This window comes from Magnetococcales bacterium, assembly GCA_015228935.1.
GTDB lineage: Bacteria > Pseudomonadota > Magnetococcia > Magnetococcales > DC0425bin3 > HA3dbin3.
In genome coordinates this window covers 39,644-56,568 of record JADGCO010000016.1, presented here as the reverse complement: position 1 = coordinate 56,568, position 16,925 = coordinate 39,644, and the positions used below count along the sequence as shown (strand labels likewise).

At 56.8% G+C, this 16,925-nt stretch carries 12 protein-coding genes; 5 read left to right on the top strand and 7 right to left on the bottom strand.

Going from position 1 to position 16,925, the window contains the following annotated elements; genetic code table 11:
• Positions 1 to 99: 99 nt before the first annotated feature.
• Positions 100 to 2,775 carry a pyruvate dehydrogenase (acetyl-transferring), homodimeric type gene (gene aceE / locus HQL65_06365; GenBank protein MBF0135844.1) on the bottom strand — a complete coding sequence of 892 codons (2,676 nt, stop codon included), beginning with the start codon at positions 2,773 to 2,775 and terminating at the stop codon, positions 100 to 102.
• 109 nt (positions 2,776 to 2,884) lie between these two features.
• Entirely contained in the window at positions 2,885 to 5,884 is a 3,000-nt protein-coding gene (locus HQL65_06360; GenBank protein ID MBF0135843.1) for a tetratricopeptide repeat protein, read from the bottom strand.
• Positions 5,885 to 6,094: 210 nt separating this feature from the next.
• Here HQL65_06360 and HQL65_06355 point away from each other — a divergent pair, with 210 nt between their 5' ends.
• Positions 6,095 to 7,267 (top strand): hypothetical protein, encoded by a 1,173-nt coding sequence (locus tag HQL65_06355; GenBank protein ID MBF0135842.1) that lies wholly within the window; start codon positions 6,095 to 6,097, stop codon positions 7,265 to 7,267.
• Here the strand turns inward: HQL65_06355 and HQL65_06350 are convergent.
• The 3 genes from HQL65_06350 to HQL65_06340 all read right to left on the bottom strand — a co-directional run bounded on the left by HQL65_06350 (position 7,231) and on the right by HQL65_06340 (position 9,089).
• The gene (locus tag HQL65_06350) at positions 7,231 to 8,319 is read right to left on the bottom strand and encodes a hypothetical protein (protein ID MBF0135841.1); all 1,089 of its coding nucleotides are present in this window, start codon (positions 8,317 to 8,319) and stop codon (positions 7,231 to 7,233) included. The two genes, HQL65_06355 and HQL65_06350, sit on opposite strands and share 37 nt — an antisense overlap.
• A gap of 223 nt (positions 8,320 to 8,542) precedes the next feature.
• Positions 8,543 to 8,836: a BrnA antitoxin family protein gene (locus HQL65_06345; protein ID MBF0135840.1), complete on the bottom strand. Its 294-nt coding sequence runs from the start codon at positions 8,834 to 8,836 to the stop codon at positions 8,543 to 8,545.
• Complete coding sequence (locus HQL65_06340) at positions 8,811 to 9,089, bottom strand: BrnT family toxin (protein MBF0135839.1); 279 nt, start codon at positions 9,087 to 9,089, stop codon at positions 8,811 to 8,813. Before HQL65_06340 ends, HQL65_06345 begins: the two co-directional genes overlap by 26 nt.
• A gap of 533 nt (positions 9,090 to 9,622) precedes the next feature.
• Between HQL65_06340 and HQL65_06335 the strand changes: the two genes are divergently transcribed.
• The 4 genes from HQL65_06335 (at position 9,623) to HQL65_06320 (ending at position 12,594) form a co-directional block, all read left to right on the top strand.
• A complete protein-coding gene (locus tag HQL65_06335) occupies positions 9,623 to 9,823 on the top strand; it encodes a hypothetical protein (GenBank protein MBF0135838.1) in 201 nt (66 codons plus the stop codon).
• Between the two features lie 17 nt (positions 9,824 to 9,840).
• The gene (locus HQL65_06330; protein MBF0135837.1) at positions 9,841 to 10,656 is read left to right on the top strand and encodes an alpha/beta hydrolase; all 816 of its coding nucleotides are present in this window, start codon (positions 9,841 to 9,843) and stop codon (positions 10,654 to 10,656) included.
• Between the two features lie 199 nt (positions 10,657 to 10,855).
• Positions 10,856 to 11,677 (top strand): alpha/beta fold hydrolase, encoded by an 822-nt coding sequence (locus HQL65_06325; GenBank protein MBF0135836.1) that lies wholly within the window; start codon positions 10,856 to 10,858, stop codon positions 11,675 to 11,677.
• Positions 11,678 to 11,712: 35 nt separating this feature from the next.
• Complete coding sequence (locus tag HQL65_06320) at positions 11,713 to 12,594, top strand: chemotaxis protein CheX (GenBank protein ID MBF0135835.1); 882 nt, start codon at positions 11,713 to 11,715, stop codon at positions 12,592 to 12,594.
• Here HQL65_06320 and HQL65_06315 read toward each other — a convergent pair.
• Together HQL65_06315 and HQL65_06310 are read right to left on the bottom strand one after the other, a co-directional pair.
• On the bottom strand, positions 12,540 to 13,496 hold the full coding sequence (locus tag HQL65_06315) for an SWIM zinc finger family protein (protein ID MBF0135834.1): 957 nt from the start codon (positions 13,494 to 13,496) through the stop codon (positions 12,540 to 12,542). The two genes, HQL65_06320 and HQL65_06315, sit on opposite strands and share 55 nt — an antisense overlap.
• Positions 13,496 to 16,624 carry a DEAD/DEAH box helicase gene (locus HQL65_06310; protein ID MBF0135833.1) on the bottom strand — a complete coding sequence of 1,043 codons (3,129 nt, stop codon included), beginning with the start codon at positions 16,622 to 16,624 and terminating at the stop codon, positions 13,496 to 13,498. The genes HQL65_06315 and HQL65_06310 overlap by 1 nt, the downstream gene beginning before the upstream one ends.
• Positions 16,625 to 16,925 lie beyond the last annotated feature (301 nt).

The following is a 16,925-nucleotide window of genomic DNA, read 5'->3' as shown; positions in this document are numbered from 1 at the left end:
CCAACAAAGTCTTCCATGTCAAATCCTTTTAATGAAGGGGTTCTGAATGGTTACACCCTTTATTGAAAGGGTTATGAATGGGTACTGTTTTTCGTGGCATCAGCGTCGCAACGGATTGACGCGCTCTGGATCGATTTCCAGTTCCTGGATGGCGCGTTGCACGACGCTGACCGGCAACAACTCCAGATGATACAATTGGCTCAAGGCGGCCAGCGTGACATGGCGGCGGTCCACCTCGAAGAAATCCCGCAATGCCGAGCGGGTTTCGCTTCGCCCGAAACCGTCGGTGCCCAGGGAGAGCAACGGTCCCGGCAGCCATTTGGCCACCAGATCCGGCAGGGCCTTGACATAATCGGTGGCGGCTACGAAAGGACCGGAACGTCCCTTGAGGCATTGGGTGAGGTAGGGTTGCATGGGTTCGATGCCTGGATTGAACATGTTCCAGCGTTCCACTTCCTGGGCATCCCGGCGCAACTCTTTGTAGCTGGTCACGCTCCACACTTCGGCGGCCACCTCGTACTGGACCAGCATTTCTTTGGCCTTGACCACTTCATTGAGGATGGCCCCACTCCCCAGAAGTTGCACCCGTGGCCAGGTGGGAGGGGCGGTCGTGCCTTCCAGGAGGTACATGCCTTTCAGGATTCCCTCTTCGGCACCATCCGGCATGGGGGGGTGCCGATAGTTTTCATTCATGATCGTGATGTAGTAGAAGAGTGCCTCCTGATCGACATACATGCGACGGAGTCCCTCCTGGACGATGACGGCCACCTCGTAGGCGTAGGCGGGATCGTAGGCCATCAGGGTGGGGACGGGCAGGGCCAGCAGGTGGCTTTGTCCGTCCTGATGCTGGAGTCCTTCGCCGGCCAGGGTGGTCCGTCCTGCCGTGCCTCCGAACAAAAATCCCCGGGTCCGCATGTCGGCGGCGGCCCAGATCAAATCCCCGACCCTCTGGAGGCCAAACATGGAGTAGTAGACAAAAAAGGGAATCGTGTTGACGCCATGATTGGCGTAGGCGGTTCCGGCGGCGATGAAGGAGCTTAACCCCCCGGCCTCGGTGATCCCTTCCTCCAGGATCTGGCCATCCCGGGCTTCCTTGTAGTAGAGGAGGCTTTTGGAATCGACCGGCTCGTAGAGTTGTCCGGGATGGGAGTAGATGCCGCACTGGCGGAACAGGGCTTCCATGCCAAAGGTGCGGGCTTCGTCGGGCACGATGGGCACCACGAGTCGGCCAATGGAAGGATCCTTGAGGAGGCGGGTCAACAGCCGGACAAAGACCATGGTGGTGGAAATTTCCCGTTCACCGGTGCCGGCGGCAAACTCCTGAAATATTTCGCCGTCCGGGGGTTGAATGGGATCGGCCTTGACCTTGCGGCTTGGGAGGTAGCCGCCCAGTTTGCGGCGTTGTTCCTGAAGGTAGCGCATCTCTTCGCTCCCTTCGGTGGGACGATAGAAGGGCATGTGGGAGACCTCCTCGTCCGACAACGGAATGCCAAAACGGGACCGGAAGGCCCGCAGCTCTTCGCCGGTCATCTTTTTTTGTTGGTGGGTAATGTTCAGGCCTTCCCCGGCGGCACCCAGGCCATACCCCTTGATGGTCATGGCCAGGATGACCGAAGGGGCACCCTTGTGATGGGTTGCGGCATGGTAGGCGGCGTAGACTTTCTCTGGATCGTGGCCGCCGCGCCGCATGCGGTGCAGTTGTTCATCCGAATGGTGGGCGACCAGTTCCAGCAGGTGCGGATGTTTGCCGAACACCTGTTGCCGCACGTAGGCACCGCCTTCAATGGAGAGTTTTTGATACTCGCCATCGACGAGTTCCGCCAGACGGCTGGCCAACAACCCTTCCGGATCCTTTTCAAACAGGGGATCCCAATCCTGTCCCCAGATCACCTTGATCACATTCCAGCCGGCACCCCGGAAATCCGCTTCCAGTTCCTGGATGATCTGGCCATTGCCCCGCACCGGGCCATCGAGACGTTGCAGGTTGCAGTTGATGACGAAGACCAGATTGTCCAGGTGTTCGCGGGCGGCCAGGGAGATGGCTCCCAGGGATTCCGGTTCGTCGGTTTCGCCATCACCCAGAAAGGCCCAAATTTTGGCATCGGTGTGGGGACGCAGGTTCCGGTCTTCGAGATAGCGCAAAAAGCGCGCCTGGTAGATGGCCATGATCGGACCGAGTCCCATGGAGACGGTCGGGACCTGCCAAAAGTTCGGCATCAACCAGGGGTGCGGGTAGGAGGAGAGTCCTCCGCCATCGGCCAACTCCTTGCGAAAATGGGACAAATCCCGTTCGCTCAGGCGTCCTTCCAGGAAGGCGCGGGCATAGATTCCCGGCGCGGCGTGCCCCTGAAAAAATACCAGGTCACCACCACATTCGGCGTCAGGACCCCGGAAAAAATGGTTGAAACCGACTTCGTAGAGGGTGGCTGCCGAGGCAAACGTGGAAATGTGACCGCCAATACCCACTTCCTGCTGATTGGCACGCACGACCATGGCCATGGCATTCCAGCGGATCAGGCTCTTGATGCGGCGCTCAATCTCCCGGCTGCCGGGATAGGGGTGCTGGTCGGCGGGGTGAATGGTGTTCATGTAGGGGGTATTGGCAGAAAAGGGAATCTTGACCCCCAGTTTGTGGGCATGCTGATGGAGTTCCCGCAGCAGTTCGGTCACCCGGCCGGGTCCCTCACGTGTCAACACATATTCCAGGGATTCCCGCCACTCCTGGGTTTCCAAGGCTTCTTCCTGCTGTTGTTGTTGAATTTTTTCCTCGGTCATGGTCATCCCCGCAAGCGTTTCCCGGTTGGCCGCCCATGGCAAATCGTATTGCCTGTCGGTGATGATCGTGGGGATTGTTGCGTCATGATGCAAGTAAAAAGAGTACCGGTCAGTCGGAAGAAAAAGGGGCCGGCGTCGCTTCGAGCATTTTCAGTCGTTTTTCTATTCGGGCCAGCGAGTGAATTCGCGGCTGGTTTTTTCTCAAAACGGGTGACATGTTCCGGATTTGTTCCTGGGCGTCGGCCACACTGGGAAAAGTGCCATAATAGACCAATGTCCTGTTGTTCCGGGTACGAAACAGGTGCAGATCACGCGCTTTTTTTCCCAATCCACTTTTCCGGAAATATTTGACGATGGCCGGTATGTCCGTGGACAACGAATCCGTGAGCAGAATGCTGACCGCTGCCTTGTCGGTTGCGTTTGGCCACTCCCCGGGGGTGCTGCTGCCGGTCTGGGCGTGGTTCTCCTGGTTGACAATGACACGTTTTTCCGGGGCATCACCGGCAGGCGCATGGGTGGTGCCTGTGTCGGCGATCATGATTTTTTGCGACTTTTCGCGGTTGATTGTTTGGGGGGATGCAGAATTATTTTCCCGGGAGGGGTCGGAATTTTTTGCTGAGAATCCGGAATCCTCTGCCTGGAAAGGCCCGGTATTATTTTCTTGAGGGAGGCCAGAATATTTTTCTTGAGAGGAATCGGGATTTTTTTCCTGGTCAGGTTTGGAATCCTTTGTCTGGAAAGGTCCAGCATTGTTCTTTTGAGGGGGGCCTGAAGTATTTTCTTGAGAGGATCTGGAATTTTGCGCACGAAGAGATCCGGCATTCTTCCCTTGAGGGATGCCAGAATTTTTTTCTTGAGAAGATTTGGAATCTTGCGTCTGGAGAGACTTGGCATTTTTCCCTTGAGGGAGGCCAGGATATTTTTCTTGCGGGGATCCGGAATCTTGCTTCTGGAGAGATTCAGCATCCATTCCTTGAGGGATGCCGGAATGCTTTTCCTGGGAGGATCCGGAATCTTGCGCCTGGAGAGATTCGGCATTCTTTGCTTGAGGGAGGCCAGGATATTTTTCTTGAGCGGATCTGGAATTTTTTGTTTGGGAAGATCCGGAATCCTTCTCCTGAGGGGGATCGGAATTGTTTGTTTGAGAAGATCCAGGATTTTTATCCGGGAGAAAGGGGGCAGTTTCAACGGCATGGCTTTCCTGGTCGGACGCTTGGAGTGGAACCGGTGTGGGTGTGAAGGTTGTCTGGGGGAGGATCTCCGGGTTTGACAAAAAAGATGCCGAGAGCAACGGCAACACCTGGTGCGACGTGATGTCGGCTTGCAGGGGTTTTTCTGGTGGAGTTTCAGGCAGTGTCTCTGACGCCGTGGCAGGTGATGTTTCTGACGGTATGTCTGACAGGGTTCCAGGCACCGTCCCTGATGAAGTTTCAGGTACGGTTTTTGATGATGTCTCTTGCGTTGTGACTTGCGACAGGGCTTGTGGCATTGTGACGGAGAGACGGTTAAGCTCCTTGTTGGCGAGATGGACCAGGATGGGATCTTTTGCATCAAATTCCAGTGACTTGCGCAACCAGACTGCCGCTTCGGTGGTGTTGTTGTGCAACAGGTGGTACTGGCCGATGAAAAAGCTGGATTCGACCAGGGCCATGGCCACTCCGGCTTTTTCTGTCTGTCGCGCCTGCTGCATGACACCATCGGGTGTCATGTTTCCCAACAACAGGGCACGCAGGGGATTGGGCCATTGGGTCAACCGGGCACTCTCGACCTGGGGCAACGCAGCGCGGTCTGCGGCAGGATTTTGTTTCAACCGGGTCAGTGTGAGCCAGAGAATGACAAACACATCATCCGGTGCCAAAGACAGACTCTGCAAAAAAGCCTCTTCCGCCGCTGCATGGGACCCTTGTATAAAGTGCGCCAATCCCAGACCGGCTGGTATTTGCGGATCTCCAGGAGCCAATTGCCGCGCCCGTTCAAACCCGACAATACCGGAAGCAACTTCTCCCAGGGCCACCTGGAACAGGCCACGGCGAAAAATGGCTGTGGGATTGTTCGGACGCAGTTGCAGGGCCTGGTTGATATCGGCCAGGGCTTCCTTGATTTTTCCCGTGCGTCCCAGCAGCTCTGCCCGCAGAAAATAGGCATCATAAAATTTTGGATCGAGCCGGATGGCTGCCGAAAAATCCTGCAAGGCACTGTTCATGCTCCCCTGTTGCAGATGCAACAGACCCCGTTCCAGATGGGCTGGGGGAAAATTGGGACGTATTTTCAGGACCGCAGTCAGGTTTTGCATGGCTTCTGTGGTCTTGCCAAGACGCAGCAGGGTTTGTGCCCGAAAATAGATGGGCAGCGGATCCTTGGGCAGCAGGGCCATGGCCACCTTGAAATCTTCGGCAGCCAGTTCCAACTGGTTGCTGGCCATCCGGCCATTGCCCCGGAACAGATAACCATTGGCCAGATCCGGTTTCAACAGGACTGCCTGGTTGCAATCGGTTAATCCTGCTGCAAATTTTTCCTTGTCCAACCGGCTTTTTCCCAGTTCCAGTCGTACCAGACAACGGTTGGCCAGAATTTCCGCCTCGGCATCCCGACGCAGGTCAGGGGCATTCAAGGCATTGGAATAGAACGTTTCGGCCTCGACAAATTGGCCTTTTTTCTGGGCGTCGATTCCTTTTTGTGCCTCTTTGGCAAAGGGCATTTCTTTCCGGGTCTCCCTGGGACGATCTTTTTCTCTCCGGGTCTCCTTGGTGATGGCAGGCTCTTTTCGGGCTTCCTTGGTGTTACCAGGCTCTTTCCTGTTTACCTGGGTGCTGTCGGTTTCCTTGCGGGATTCTTGGGTGCTGCCGGTTTCCTTGCGGGATTCTTCGGTGCTGTCGGTTTCCTTGCGGGATTCTTGGGTGCTGCCGGTTTCCTTGCGGGATTCTTCGGTGCTGTCGGTTTCCTTGCGGGATTCTTGGGTGCTGTCGGTTTCCTTGCGGGATTCTTGGATATCCTGAGTATCCTGGGCATTGACAACCCAGACAGGCCCTATTCCGATCAATGAAGAAACGATCAGGATTGGCAGAAGGTGAACGAACAATTTGCATGGCAGGTGCGGCATGTGTGTCACAAGACAATTTCCCGATTCACGACAGGGTTGCATATCCACCTGGACACAGAATATCTCCGCCACCTCCCGGAAGCAAAATTTGACTTGGAGGATAACCCGGTAACCTGTTACCTTCATGGATTGCAATGTCAAATCTGGAAGGATTTCTTGCAAGACCGGGTATACCGGTTTTTTACCTGACCAGTTCCATTCCTTGCGCAGGATCCTGACATGGCCGTGCGTAGCCGATATAAATTGTGGATTTTTTTGGCGATTGCCGTGTCATTTCTGGCATGGCGGCTGGTGCGCCCCCTGAATATCTTTGTCGTGGAGGACAAATTTGCCTGGTCCATCCAGACGGCCGTGCCCAAGGGACTTGAATCCCTGCGGGCGGAGCATTGCGGCACCTGCCACGAAGAAATTTATCGGGAGTGGTCTGGCAGCATGCATGCCAAGGCCTGGACCGATGAATATTTTCAGGCCGACCGGGCCTTCGAAAAAAATCCTCCGGTCTGTGTCAATTGCCATATTCCTCTTAAAAATCAGAAGGAATATGTTGAGGTCGGTTTTCGGGACAGGGACAAGCTGGATCCGATTCTGGAGCCGAATCCCGATTTTGATTCCCGGTTGCGGGATGAGGGGGTGACCTGTGCCGTCTGTCATGTGCGTAACGGGGAGGTGATCGGTCCCTACGCTACCGATCAGGCCCCGCATCCGGTCAAGGTCGATCCCGACTTTCTCTCCGGCATGAATCCCTGTCAGATGTGTCATATGGTTTCCGGGGACCGTTGGGACATGTTTTATCGTCTTTCGCCTTGTGGAACTGTGGAAGAGATTCGCCTGGGAGAGAGGAAACCGGATTGTGTGGGGTGTCACCTGCCCAATGTGACCCGGGCCATGGCCACCAATGGGCCATTGCGCCAGGGGGGACGCCACCTGTTTCAGGGTGGGCATCATCCGCCCCAGGTGGCGCGTGCCTTGAAGGTGGATCACCGCCGTGAGGAGGTGGATGGCCGGTCCCAGTTTGTCTTTACCTTGACCAACGTCGGCACGGACCACTTTCTGCCCACAGGAACACCGGATCGGCACCTGACCCTGGAGTTCCGCCTGCTCGACAATCACAATGCCGTGATGCACGAAAAAATTTACAAAATGCAACGCACCATCATGTGGCGTCCGTTCATCATCGATCTTTGGGACAACCGCCTGGCTGCCCGGCAACCCCGTGAGTTTATTTATGAACTTCCCAAAACGGGCGTTTCATCACAGGCGGTGACCCTGGATGTGACCATTCGCTACCACTTGCTCGATGAAGCCCGTCGTAAACGGATCGGCTATAACAATACAGTGCCCGTGCGTTATTCCATCTACCACGAACGGTTTGATCTTTCCGGGGGTACCTGATCGGCTGCTGGCTGCTGGGGTTCCATTTGGGCTGATTGGGCTGATTTTCGGGCTGCGGCACCTGTCTGCGCAGGTTTGGTTGGATAATCCGCGAGGGATGGCACCGGGACGACCACATTCATGGAGCCGCCCGATCCGGCCACAATCTGGGGTGGGGTTCCGTTCCAATTGTTGGCTGCCTTGGCCTGCAAAAATTTGATGTACATCTCCGCCGAGCCAAAAGGTTCGATTTCGGCCTTCAAACGGGCCGCCTGCCCCTGTCCTTCGAGAACCAATCTTTGTTTGTCCGCCTCGGCCTCCAGGAGCATGGATTGCGAGCGTCCCCTGGCCGCCTCGATGGCCGAATCCGCATCCCCCTTGGCCTTGATGACCACCTGCTCCGATTCGAACTGTTTGACCCGTTTGTTGTTTTCGGCGGCGACGGCATCATTCTTGGCCTTGACGGCGGCTTCGTTGGATTTCATGAAGGCATCCGAGGGGGTGATGCCGGCTATTTGCAGACTGTGCGTCTCGATGCCAAACAGTTCCTTGACCGCTGCGGAGACGCTGCGCTCGATCTCGGCTTGAATGGCTTCGCGCTTTTCGTTGACCGAGACCATGTTTTGAATGGCAAACACCCGTGCGGCCCGATCCCGGACAATGGGCACGACGCTGGAGACAACATCCACGTTGCCGGCCCCGCCCACCTCGTACAAAAGATGGTTGACCTTGTCCATGGGAATCGTAAAATTGAAGTTGATGTCCAGGCCGATTTTTTGATTGTCGATGGTCATGACGAAAAACGGTGCCACATGCAAGGTCGTCAGGCTGACCTGGACCACATCCACCATGTCCACCAGCGGCAATTTGAAGTACAAACCGGGATTGAGCGGCGTGGGATGACGCACGTTGCCCAGCCGCCGCACATTGGCCCGGTCGGTCGGGGCCACGACGAAATAGGTCTGCGACAGAGCCATCACCAGTGCGACACCGGCAACGAGCCATTTTATTTTTCCGCCGATCAGGCCTTGCGTGACTCCGCCGACCACACCGGGTATTTTATGGGTGGACATGTGATTCTCCCATTCGTTTAGGGTACGGACAGCCGGAACAGACCAATCTGCACTTCGTGTTCCATTTTGGTAATCAGGACGATAATCAGGTCATCACTTTTCGTCGCGTTCAAACCCTGACATGGTGAAAATCCCTCGAGAACTCTGCGAACGCCTCAAGTGCGGGTGTTGGTGGACGCTCTGAAAAAACTTCGGCGTGGTCCGGTGTGAGGGAAGCTTTCAGTCACGCCGGTGAATGCGACTGCAACCAATCCCGCAGGGCAGCATTCATCCGCGTCTGCCACCCCTTGCCGGTGGCACGAAAAGCCGTAATGACATCGGCATCAAAACGCACAGTGGTGGAGACTTTTGTGTCGCTGCCAGAAGGGTGGACAGGTCTTGCCAAAAGTTCGGCTGCAACTTCTGTCCCGAAAATCATTGGCAAAATGTCCTGAGCCGGTTTCATACGCGCAAAATCTTCCTGCGTTAGTTCCCTGACCTCTCCATCATCGTCAGTCAACGGTAATTGGTTTGCCATATTTGCGTGCCTCGCGAGGATTGGCCTTCCGAAAACTGATCACCCGTATACCGCTTTCAACAGGCGTAAAGCATAGAACGTGTAAACGCTTATCCAAATAGCCAACTGCCACGAATCGTCGCTCTGGATAGACACACCGGACATCTTCGACGATCAAGGCATCCTGCCATCGAAAATCAGCAACTCGATCAAAAGGAAGCTGGCGACTCTCCGTGTTCCAGAGATCCTTCGCAGGGTCGTAGGTGATCTTCATGTCCTTCATTTTAGTAACGTTGATGGGGAGATGCAAATATGAAACGTCTCGGTGACCTCATTTTGCCCGCATCTCTCCAATGAGTCTCCTGAACAAAGTCGCAATTCCTGACGCGATCCTTTATTTATCAATTCGTTACGAGAGTGCGTAAAATTTGATTAAATGCAACGATATCCATGTGTTGTGCGGGACAGCTTGATTGTTGGGAGACTTTTTTCAGGGGACTCTTCAATGGACCGACCGGTGGGATATGACTCTGTCTTATTCGAAGAAACTCGTGAACCATATCGGCGCAGTTTGGTATTTTATCCATGACTAAAATGCATCCTCAATCTGTGCAGGACGACGGTCACGGGATGGTTGGTTCGGTACCAAAGAGCGCGTGAAAGATTGCATTTGTACGGAAAACATGTTTTGGTAGAAACCAGATGCAGGGACGGTGGGCTTTCTGCCGCACTCCAAAAAAAGTCGAGCATCGTGTCATGGTTTGTTGTTTTTTTCATTGTTTCTTTTCAATTTGCAGGGGGTTTTCGATGCGCAACCTGGCGGCTGTCTTGTTTCTGGCCTTGTTTTTGAGTGGGTGTGCAGTGATGGCAGTGACGGATGCGGCGGTCACGGTGGCTTCGACGGCGGTGGGGGCCGGGGCCAAGGTTGTCGGGACGACCGTGGATGTGGCAACCAGTGGCGTCAAGGCCATTGCCGGCAGTGGCGACAAGGATGAAGAAAAAAAATAGTGTGAGAGGCAATCTGCATGGAGAACAAGGCAAACCATTCGTACTACAAGAACCATGTGACCGTTGTCGGCAAGGGGTATCCCCTGCTGTGCCTGCCCGGGTTCGGCAGCGCCAACTGGGTCTTCAACAAAATGGCCGAGGCCATGTCGGGTGAGTTTGAGATGGTCATGCCGGACAATCGCGGCATGGGCAACTCCCCCCCCAGCATGGGGCCGTATACCATGACCGATCTGGCCCACGATGCCTTGCAGGTCATGGAGGATCTGGGTCACCAAAAGTTCGGGGTGATCGGTCTCAGCATGGGGGGATTCATTGCCCAGGTTCTGACCCTGGCTGCCCCGGAACGGGTCACTGCCCTGGTTCTGTTGTGTTCCACCTCCAGCGGTCCGGAGTTTGAAAATCATTTTCCGTTGATGCCCGAGGATCAACTGCGCGCCATTTATACCCTGGATCCCCTGGCCCGTGCCCGTCTGGCCCTGGATGCTGCGCTGGTCCCGTTCCTGCACTCGCGCTATCAAACCATTTATGATTACCTGATCCAGATGCGCACCACCCTGCCGGAAAATCCAGCCGAGGTGTTTCTGCAATACGGCGCTGTTGCCGGGTTCATGAAGCAGCCCTTGCCACTGGAGCGGATTGGCTGCCCGGTCCTGGTCATGTCGGGCGACAAGGATATTCTGGTCCCTCCGGAAAATGCCCACCTGCTGGTCAAGAAAATTCCGGGTGCCAAACTCCATTTCATTCCGGAGACTGATCATCTCTTCTTTCTGGAAAAGGCTGCCGACGTCGCAAAATTGCTCGGGGATTTTTTCCGTCAAACAACCGGAGACTGAATTGTCGGGTGCAGGGCAGAGGTCTGGAGGGGAGTGTTTGAGGGGTTGAAACCGGGTGTGGGGCAGTTGGCTTGGATCGGGTGTGGGGCAGTTGACTTGGATCGGGTGTGGGGCAGTTGGCTTGGACCGGGTATGGGGCAGTTGGCTTGGACCGGGTGTGGGGGCAGGGATCAGGAGGGGTACCTTCCTGAATGACCATATGAAAAACATAAGAATATTGTGGTTAAGCCGGGTTTTGTTGGCAACACTCTTGTGGGTGGCGGTTCCGGCCCGGGCGGATGTGCTGGTTCTGGTCCACGGCTATTTCAGTGATGACAGGGCCTGGGATCAAAGTGGTGTTACAGCGGCACTGCAAATGGCGGGTTGGCGGGATGGGGGAGGGGTCTCCACCCAGGGTGGTACCATCCAGGAACGGATTCAAAAACCCGTTCCCGGTCGCCATACATACTATCGCGCCGATCTTCCCTCCGAAGCTCCGATTGATCTCCAGGCCCGATTGTTGCGGCGTGTTGTCGAACGCCTGTTTGCCGGTCATCCGCACGAAAAACGCTTTTTGGTGGGGCACTCGGCGGGTGGGGTGGTGGCGCGGCTGCTCATGGTGTCCCATCCGGATCTGGCCATTCATCTGCTGGTGACCATTGCGGCACCGCATCTGGGCACCGATAAGGCCGAAGTGGCCCTGCTGGTCGGCAGCACCCCCTTGAGCATGATGGCACCCATGTTGGGTGGTGACACCCTGAACCGATCCCAACGCCTCTATGCCGATCTGGTGCGGGAACAGCCTGGCAATTTTTTGTATCGGCTCAATCGTCGGCCCCATCCCCGGGCCAGGTATGTCTCCATCGTCCGCAAAGTGGGGGCCGCCTTGTCCGGCGACCTGACTGTGCCGTCCTGGAGTCAGGATATGCAGAACATTGCCGCGCTGCGGGGCAGGCAAACTGAAACCATGGCTGTAGTGGCCGGACATGCCCTGGAAAGGGTTGACGGGCAGGCTTTGGTGCAAATTTTGCGAAAATTTTGATGTATCTTGATCATCCCTCAGAGGGGAAACCGAACATGGAGAGACGCAGACACACCCGCATTCCACTACACATGACGGCAGAGTTGGATTTGCCGCACGGTGCGGTCATGAAACTCCGGTCGATCAATTTTTCCTTGATTGGGGGTTTGTTGGAAAACGTGCCGTTGGGTGCGGAATTCATCGGCTGTCGCACGCCGCTCAGGCTGTTTCTCCAGGAGGAGGGTGAGGGGGAGAAACCGGAGATTCCTCCCTGCGTGATCGAATTTCAGGCCATGATCGTGCGCCAGGATGACAATGGCATCGGCATTCGGCTCCTGGGGATTGATATCGAGCGATTCAGCACGTTCCAGAAGGTGTTGTTGCAACATGCCGAGAAACCCAGGGTGATTCTGGAAGAGATCAGGCGGAACGCCTTGCTGTCGGCGGACACTGTGGACGTTCTGCTTTTGAAGGAACAGATCGGACAATTGATCATTCAAGGCGTCCACAATATTTTTTCCAGCATGATGACCCTGCAACCGGTTCCGGAACAGACCACGTTGCATCCTGGTCCCGAGTCGCATGGTGGACCGTTGCCGGAAGTGGCAGCCCTGATTGGTTTCAATGGGGCCATTGAGGGGGGGCTGATTCTTTCCTGTGCCTTGCCGGTGTCACTGCGTCTGGCTGGAGACCTGGCTGGCAGGGAGTTGTCGGTTTTTGCCGAGGATGCCGCAGATGCCATGGGCGAGTTGGCCAACATGATGGCCGGTGAGGTCCAGACCGGACTCTCCCTCGCCTATGAACAGATCAATTTGACGCCGCCAACCATCATTTCCGGGGAAAACTTTCGTCTGAATCACAAACAGGACCTGCACCGCGTGTCTCAGTATTTCCGGTTGCCAGAAGGTTTTTTTGTCGTGGAGTGCTTTTTTTCCTGATGATTGGCGGGTTCTTCTTTTTTGGGGGCGGTCGGATCGTTGCAGCCGGCACCGGCCAGGATGGAGAGGCCCAGGACGGCGGCATAGGGATAGACGGGTTCGAGTTCTTCGAGGAGGGGGGTTTTTCCCCGCCAGAAGGGGAGAGAACCCAGGCGTTTCAGCAGGGCGGCATGCACGGGCGGCAGGGTGGCCTCACCGAACAGGTCGTTGGAGACCGGTTTGCCGTGCCAGAACGGTTCCACAGCCACCGGCAGGGGTTCGGGCGCATGCGCTGCGGGTTGGGTAGCATCGGCGGGTCTGCTCTCCCGGGTGCCACCAAGTTGCCGCAAAAAGGTTTCGCGGTCCATGCCCCGGATACGAAAAATCAGGAATGGATCGGCATCAAAGGCCTCACCCAACAAGTAAAACACCGCTGCGACATGTTTGCAGGGATTCGACCAGTCGGGGCAGGAGCATTTGGTCATCAAGTCCCGGGGGTCATCCGGAAAGAGGGAAAGACCGGCAGACAGAAACACCCTTTCTATGTCTTCGGGCATTTCGCCGGCCATCAGGCGGGCGGCATAGCGGGCCTGACCGGAGAGTGTTTTGGTGAGTTTTGCCCAATCTTCCGTGGTGAGTTTGCGCAACCGGATCATGACATCGTAGGGTTGCTGGCGGGAACCCTGGACGGTGGAGAGGACCTCGCCCGGGCCGATATCGATGGAAAGGACCTGGCCATTGCGGGCATAGTTGCGGCCACGCACGAGTCGGGAACCGAGGGAAAAGCGATCCAGGGTGTCGTTCCAGCGTTTGGCCCACCAGTTTTTGCCAAAATCGCTTCCCTTTGAGGCGGCCCGGATGCCACCCACGGCGGTCAGGGGGACGGATTTGCGAAACCATTCTCGATGCCAGCGTTTGGTCATCAGGATGCCTCCACGTCCGGGGATTCCTCCACGCCCAGGGCTTCCTGGCGCAGGGCGAAGAGTTCCTGCAATTGATCGGTGGACATTTCCGTGATCCAGTTTTCGCCGGCCCCGATCACCTCTTCGGCGGTATTTTTTTTGCGTTCGATCATGTCGTCGATTTTTTCTTCCAGGGTTCCGACGCAGAGAAATTTGTGGACCTGGACGTTGCGCATCTGACCGATGCGGAAGGCGCGGTCCGTGGCCTGATTTTCCACGGCGGGATTCCACCAGCGGTCGAAGTGGAACACATGATTGGCCTGGGTCAGGTTGAGGCCGGTACCGCCGGCCTTGAGGGAGAGGATGAACAGGGATGGCCCCCCCGCAGCGGCCTGGAAACGGTCCACCATGGCATCCCGCTCTTTTTTGCGGATGGCACCGTGCAGGAACAAGACCTCATGGCCGAAGAGTTCTTCCAGGTGGGTTTTGAGCAGGGTTCCCATGGTGGCAAACTGGGTAAAAATGAGCGCTTTTTCCCGGATGCCGAGAATTTCTTCCAACATTTCTTCGAGGCGGGCCACCTTGCCGGAACGTCCCGGGATGGGGGAGTTGTCCTTCATGAACTGGGCGGGGTGGTTGCACACCTGTTTCAATTTGGACAGGGTTCCCAGGATCAGGCCACGGCGCTGGATGCCGGTGGCTTCTTTCAGTTGCCGGGTCATCTCTTCGACCACGGCACCGTAGAGGGATGCCTGTTCCCGGGTCAGGTTGCAAAACACCTTCATTTCCATTTTTTCCGGCAGGTCCGGGACGATTTCGCGGTCGGTCTTGAGGCGGCGCAGGATAAAAGGGGAGGTGATGCGTTTCAGGCGTTGGGTGGCTTGTGGATCACGTCCGGCCTGGATGGGCAATAAAAAGGTGTCGCGGAACGTGGCCTGGGTGCCCAGGAGACCCTTGTTGAGAAATTCCATGATGGCCCACAGGTCGCCGACATTGTTTTCGACCGGGGTGCCGGTCATGGCGATGCGAAACCCGGCGGTCAGGGAGCGGGCGGCCTGGGCCTGTTTGGTATCGGGATTTTTGACGTTCTGGGCTTCGTCGAGAATGATGCCATACCAGGGTATTTCCAGGAGGGTATCCAGATCGCGCGGCAGCAGGCTGTAGCTGGAGAGGACGATGGCCTGGTTTTGGACCTCTTCGCGCAGGGCATCACCGCGTTTGCGGGTGGTGCCGTGATGCACCATGACCGGGAGTTCCGGGGTGAAGCGGCGGGCTTCGCGTTGCCAGTTGCCGATCACGGAGGTGGGGCAGACCAGGAGGACGGGTTGCCGATTGCCGGCTTCCCAGCGGCGGGCGATCAATACCAAGGCCTGGATGGTTTTGCCCAGACCCATATCGTCAGCCAGGCAGGCTCCAAAGCCAATGCTGACCAGAAAATCAAGCCAGGCAAAGCCGCGCAACTGGTAGGGACGCAACGCTCCCTGGAATCCGGTCGGGGGCGGGGGGAGATCGAGGGGGCGATTGCCGACCAGTTTTTCCAGGAGATCGCCAATCCAGCCGGTGGCGGTGACGCCGGCCATGGGGATCGAGGCCGAGACATCCTCGGCACCGATGGCGAGCCGCACGATATCCCGCACCTGGACCTGACCATCCTGGCGTTGCAGCAAAAATTTGTGCGCTTTCTGGATTTCCCGGTTATCGACCAGGATCCATTGGCCACGGACCCGGACCAGGTGGGACTTCATGCGGGCCAGGTCCCGCAACTCTTCGAGGGTGATATTCTCTCCCCCCAGGGCCACATCCCATTGGAATTGGACCAGATCATCCATGGAGATGCCACGGGTTCCCGGCCAGGTGGGACTTTCGACTTTGGCCCGAATTTCCAGGCGGGAACTGGTCCCGGCGCGGGACCACCAGGCCGGCAGGAGAATGCCAAAACCATTTTCTTCAAGCAGGCAGGCCGTTTCCATGAGAAACCGGAGTGCCCCTTCGATATCCAGTTCGAAGCCGCTGGGGGCGTCGTAGCGCAGGCTCTCTTCGATGGTCTGGTCCAGGCGGGCGGCATCGCCCAGGGCGGCCAGAAGGTAGGCCCGCACGTCGAATTCCACGTTTCCAAACAGGGATTTGGCCAGGCGTTTGCCGACATGCCAGGCCCGTTCGACCGGCACCAGCAGGGAGGGATCGGCCACCGACCGCAACAGATAGGTGACCCGCCAGGGGGCGCGGTCATCGTTCGGTTCGTCGAGGCGAAAACAGAGCCGGAAGGGGGAATTGGAGGTGATGGTGACCGGCATGAGCCAATGGCGGACCTGTTCGGCAAAGGCATCCAGTTCGGGTTTGCCGGCCTTCAAAAAGGAATGGGCAGTGCGCAGGGCATGCAGCCAGCGGTCGTGGATGGTGGCTTGTGGGGTCAGTTTGCGGCGGACGATCCCGCGGGCGGCGCGACCGGTGGCAATATGCAGCAGGTGGTCCACCATCCATTTGACAAAACCATCCAGAATATGGATCGGGGCCGGGGCGGGTTGGTGGCCGCTGTCAAAGGTGAAGGCACGGGCGGCGGCAGGCATGGCGATGGCCAGATCCCGCAGGTGGATGGCGTCGATCTCCGTGAGGCAGGGAATCCAGCGGGCGGCCAACTCATCGCCCTCTTTGTTGATGCCGGGCAGGAAGCGCTCCCGGGCCACGAGCGAGCTGGCCAGGCGCAGGGCGGCTCCCCAGAAGATGAGGTCATCGCCGACCACAATGCCGGGAGCAAGCATCTCCTTGCCCATGCTGATGCAGAGGAGTTGCAGGGTTTCTTCGGGATGCATGGCAAAGGCGGTCACGGTCCAGGGGGCGACGGTGACTTCGGCATCCGCCGGGGGGGGATCGGCGATCAGACCGCTGGAGGCCAGAGGTGCGTCGGCGTGGGTTGGCAGCCAGATTTCGACCCAGCCGGAGCGGTTTTTGTCGATGGGCACGGGCAGGTTGACACGGTCGAAGCAGCGCCGCAATCCCTCGCGTCCACCGTCAAATGGGGAGGGGTGGGTCGTGGCACCTTTGGCAGGTTTGGGCAGGCGTGGCTTTTTGCCCGACGATGTGACAGCAAGAGGGGTCTCCCCCCAAAGAAGAAAATGCCCTTCGAGAAAACCGGCATGCAATATGATCATGGAGAAATACTATGAATTATCATGGGAGGATACGATAACACCATCACAGGAACGCTTACAATGCAGAAGGGGTCTTGAAAAAGTGTGCAGTTGATCCATTTTTGAAGATTTTCAATCCGCAATTGAAACAAGAAAATCCTGCATCATGCAACCAAATCCATGCCACAGCATCCGTGCCATAGAATCAGTGCCACAGAATCTGTGTCACAGGATAAACCGCCTCGTGACCCGGTGGACAAGCATGTCGGACAAGTCTGCCGCTTTTCAGGCAAGAGCATCCCCGGCTCAGGAGCATCCCCGG

Bases quoted from the DNA above. Each gene is read 5' to 3' on its own strand.
- aceE (MBF0135844.1), bottom strand. From the start codon at position 2,775: ATGACCGAGGAAAAAATTCAACAACAACAGCAGGAAGAAGCCTTGGAA.
- HQL65_06355 (MBF0135842.1), top strand. From the start codon at position 6,095: ATGGCCGTGCGTAGCCGATATAAATTGTGGATTTTTTTGGCGATTGCC.
- HQL65_06350 (MBF0135841.1), bottom strand. From the start codon at position 8,319: ATGTCCACCCATAAAATACCCGGTGTGGTCGGCGGAGTCACGCAAGGC.
- HQL65_06345 (MBF0135840.1), bottom strand. From the start codon at position 8,836: ATGGCAAACCAATTACCGTTGACTGACGATGATGGAGAGGTCAGGGAA.
- HQL65_06340 (MBF0135839.1), bottom strand. From the start codon at position 9,089: ATGAAGATCACCTACGACCCTGCGAAGGATCTCTGGAACACGGAGAGT.
- HQL65_06335 (MBF0135838.1), top strand. From the start codon at position 9,623: ATGCGCAACCTGGCGGCTGTCTTGTTTCTGGCCTTGTTTTTGAGTGGG.
- HQL65_06330 (MBF0135837.1), top strand. From the start codon at position 9,841: ATGGAGAACAAGGCAAACCATTCGTACTACAAGAACCATGTGACCGTT.
- HQL65_06325 (MBF0135836.1), top strand. From the start codon at position 10,856: ATGAAAAACATAAGAATATTGTGGTTAAGCCGGGTTTTGTTGGCAACA.
- HQL65_06320 (MBF0135835.1), top strand. From the start codon at position 11,713: ATGGAGAGACGCAGACACACCCGCATTCCACTACACATGACGGCAGAG.
- HQL65_06315 (MBF0135834.1), bottom strand. From the start codon at position 13,496: ATGACCAAACGCTGGCATCGAGAATGGTTTCGCAAATCCGTCCCCCTG.
- HQL65_06310 (MBF0135833.1), bottom strand. From the start codon at position 16,624: ATGATCATATTGCATGCCGGTTTTCTCGAAGGGCATTTTCTTCTTTGG.